The organism is Allobosea sp. P4_C6 (assembly GCF_056402015.1).
In genome coordinates, this window is sequence record NZ_JBFUIF010000278.1 from 1 (window position 1) to 1,005 (window position 1,005).

Consider the following 1,005-nt stretch of genomic DNA (forward strand, 5'->3'; position numbering starts at 1 on the left):
GGTTTTGATGGTGCGATCTTTTCCATCGGATGGAAGGAGGCACTATGGGCCAGGTTCTGCACGGGAGCGCCACAACGACGGAGGCGATCCGTCGAGCGATACAGCATAGTCAAGCGAGCCTGAGGGCTCTGGCAAAGCGCTACGGCATCAACCAGAAGACCGTCGCGAAGTGGAAGAAGCGGGCCTCGGTGGCTGATCTGCCGACGGGCCCGCAGCAGCCGGCTTCGACGGTTCTGTCAGCCGAGGAAGAGGCGATCATCGTCGCCTTTCGACGACATACCCTGCTGCCTTTGGATGACTGCCTCTACGCGCTTCAGGCCACGATCCCGCATCTGACCCGTTCGTCGTTGCATCGCTGCCTGCAACGGCACGGCATCAGCCGGCTACCGGAGATCGAGGGCGACAAGGAGCCGAAGAAGCGGTTCAAGTCCTAYCCGATCGGCTTCTTCCACATCGACATCGCCGAGGTCCAGACCGCCGAAGGAAAGCTCTATCTGTTTGTCGCGATCGATCGGACGAGCAAATTCGCCTTCGTGCAACTGGTGGAGAGCGCCAACCGGGTGACGGCCTCAGCTTTCCTYGTCGCCCTGATCGCAGCCGTTCCCTACAGGGTCCATACGATCCTGACCGACAACGGCATCCAATTCCGCTTCCCGCCGCGCTACGCCAACGGTCCCACGGCCCGTTACATCACCCACATGTTCGCGATGCGCTGCCGCGAGAATGGCATCGAGCACCGCTTCACCAAGATCAACCATCCCTGGACCAATGGGCAGGTCGAGCGAATGAACCGGACGATCAAAGACGCGACCGTCAAACGCTATCACTACGACAGCCACGACCAGCTCGATCGTCACCTCCAGGACTTCGTCTCAGCTTACAATTTCGGCCGGCGCCTGAAGACCCTCAAAGGCCTCACGCCCTACGAGTTCATCTGCAAGCGCTGGACTTCAGAGCCGGAACGATTCACCCTCGATCCAATCCACCAAATGCCGGGACTAAACA

General features: G+C 60.0%; 1 protein-coding gene. It reads left to right on the forward strand.

The window, feature by feature from the left end:
- Positions 1–44: 44 nt before the first annotated feature.
- The coding region (locus AC1DVA_RS28645; RefSeq protein ID WP_476808167.1) for an IS481 family transposase at positions 45–1,005 on the forward strand (961 nt) is incomplete at its 3' end.